The sequence below is a fragment of the Leisingera sp. F5 genome (assembly GCF_001593695.1).
In genome coordinates this window covers 1-2,572 of sequence record NZ_LUKH01000403.1, presented here as the reverse complement: position 1 = coordinate 2,572, position 2,572 = coordinate 1, and the positions used below count along the sequence as shown (strand labels likewise).

The window sequence follows — 2,572 nt, the reverse complement described above, 5'->3', positions numbered from 1 at the left end:
GCTTGGCGGAACTGCGTGCCTTGGGGCGGGGTTGCTTCACAGATCAGGATCCTTTCGCCCGGATCCGGGGCTTTGGCAAGATCTGGAGACGAAGGCGGCCAGCGGGTCACTTGGTCATCGCCCGTTTGGGGAAGGGGGAGAACCATCATGTCCGGAGCGGTGAGGAGTTTGAGCTATGCTTGGCGGCCGTATGATGCCTTGGACTGTGAGGTGCCACCTTGCGAATGTAACGTCTCGTGTGACGCACAAGGAGGCGATCGTGATTGCCGCCGGAAGGACGGGGCGAACCGGCCGCTCAAGGTATTCCCGCAAAGTGCGGGAACGAAGATTTGCGCGCCTGAAATCTCCTGGAAACCGCCGCCGGAGCAGGGGCTGTCTACGATTGTTTCACCCGCATGGAATTTGAAATCTATACGTGACGCCGCTCCCGCCGCAGCTTGGATCTGGTGATGCCCCTCTCTGTCGCCTCGTCCAGAAACGGCATGCGTCGGCCTGGGATACCGGAGATGGCTGCTGCGGGGTGGGCGGCTGATGGAATTCTAGCGGGGGCGTCCGGTCTGTGCCGCGACCGGCCCTGTATCTGCGATCACGGAGGTGGCGGTTCACTAGGGTTGCAAGGCTCCGGATACCACGCCGCATGTGCTACACCGGTGCGTATAAGGGTGAATCGATCTGGCTCAGAAGTCCATATCTTGCAGATGTATTCGTAGGGCGTGAGACGCGTTCAGCGTCTTGAGGCTGCGGCCGAAGTCGCAGGCTGCCATGCAGTCGGCAATGTGTGTTCGCAACGGGTCGTGGTTGCCGTAGTGGAAGCGTTTGAGGGTCGCCTCCTTGATCGTTCGGTTCATGCGTTCGACCTGGCCGCCGCTCGGGTAAACAGTCCCCCGGACTGTTTGCCTTTCCTCGCAGCTCCATGGGTGGTTTGGCTTGGTAAGCCGATGCTCGATCTCATTGGCCTCGCAGATCATGCCGAAGCCCATCTGCCGAGAACAAGGGGTTTTGCGATTGCGGGGCTGCGCGGCGAACTGGATGCCGCTCGCCATTGGGCTTGAACCAATGGCGCCATCAATAGCTCGCTCGGTCAGGATCGTGTGTATCCGATAAGGAACGGCCTTGAGCAGATGTTCGAGGAACTCCCAGGCTGTCTTGCGATCTGCCTTGTCCACGAGCCGTGGTGACTGCGAACTTGCCGGTCCGGTCAGTGCCCGCGAAGAGATAAAGCTTGCCCTCCACCGTCTGAACCTCGGCGATGTCGATATGAAAGAAGCCGATAGGGTATCGCTTGATGCCGTGATCGAGATGGCAGCCGCGCTGCGCGGCTCGCAAGAAGCGCTTCGGGAAAAACCCTATTTCCTGCATTTGGTCACGCCGCTGCCGGTCAATCTCGCGCGGATCCACTCGGAGCAAATCATCATCGCAGCCTGGGCGGGGATCCCGGTTGGTGTTGGCACCCTGCCAATCGGCGGCGCCTCCTCTCCGATTACCCTGGCCGGTTGCATCACTCAAGCGCTGATGACGGATTTTGCGACCGTTATACCGGGCCAGCTGGCCGCCGAAGGCAGCTTTTGCGTCGGCTGTTCGGATGTGAATTTCATGGAGCCGGCCACCGGCGCTATCGGCAGCTTTTCTCAGACGCCGGTTGCGGACATGGCAATGTGCCAGGTGCGCGGCGCGCTGGGGTTTCCGTCGCTGACCGGCACCGGCAACTTCTTCGCTCACCAGCACATGGTCGGCAACTGCTTGTTTCAGGTCTGAAATTCCCGCTATTTTGGCCCAAATATTCCGCTTAGCAACGCCTGGCTTGCGGATCAGGACCTGTTCGAGCGCGTTGACGATGACCTGAAGGATATGCCGGCTGAGCTGGAACAGGCCGAACTGCCGCCGGAAGCCAAGACAGAAGTATCCGCGATTTTGCGCAAATACCGCAACCTCGTGCTTTGATCAGGCACTCAGCTCAGGTTGCTTGTGAAAGGGCTGGTGCTCTGCCCACAACGCTGGACCATTCTCCTGGGAGGCAGCAAACTTGTAATTTTCGGTGAGTTTACGGTTTGTTTTCCTGCACGCGCGTATCGCTCATTGCGACGCAAGCGGCAACCGCCGGCAAGGCAGCCGGCATCCGGAGAAATTCGGTTGCGCTTCATTCACAGTAAAACTGAAGGCCGAACAAAATTATGCCGATACCAGACTGGGCCCTTGATCTCGAAGCCTCAAAAACCGGCACGAAAGCCAACGACAAAATGGATGGGACCACTGGCGACGACACGATCGACGCCGGTGCAGGCGAGGATACCGTTGCCGGTGAAGAAGGCAGCGACCTGATAGACGCCGGCGAGGGCAATGATACCGTTTATGGCGATATGGGGGAGGGGTTCGACCAGGGGCTGGATGCCACGCCGCTGGTGCTGGATATCAACAACATCCAGAGCATTTCCTACGACAGCTGGGCTGGATCTGCAGGCAATAACGCCGTCTTCAGCGACGTGGCCACCTTGGAGGACGGAACCAAAGTCTGGGGAAGGCTGGTTCTGGTGGAGAAATCCAATCCGGACATGACAGTGCAATTCGGCTACAC

Annotated in this window: 1 protein-coding gene and 2 pseudogenes; 2 read left to right on the top strand and 1 reads right to left on the bottom strand. The window is 59.2% G+C overall.

What is annotated here, in order from left to right; translation table 11 throughout:
- Positions 1 to 586: 586 nt before the first annotated feature.
- Positions 587 to 1,284 (bottom strand): annotated as a pseudogene (locus tag A2I95_RS30965) (hypothetical protein); the annotation flags it as partial.
- Between A2I95_RS30965 and A2I95_RS30960 the strand changes: the two are divergent.
- Positions 1,258 to 1,755, top strand: coding sequence for a trimethylamine methyltransferase family protein (locus A2I95_RS30960; RefSeq protein ID WP_367153087.1), 498 nt, complete (start codon positions 1,258 to 1,260; stop codon positions 1,753 to 1,755). The pseudogene A2I95_RS30965 and the gene A2I95_RS30960 overlap by 27 nt on opposite strands.
- A gap of 482 nt (positions 1,756 to 2,237) precedes the next feature.
- Positions 2,238 to 2,572: pseudogene (locus A2I95_RS30955) on the top strand (type I secretion protein); the annotation flags it as partial.

What these genes read in the sequence shown, in the direction of transcription:
- A2I95_RS30960 (WP_367153087.1), top strand. Translation starts at nt 1,258, where the DNA reads ATGAAAGAAGCCGATAGGGTATCGCTTGATGCCGTGATCGAGATGGCA.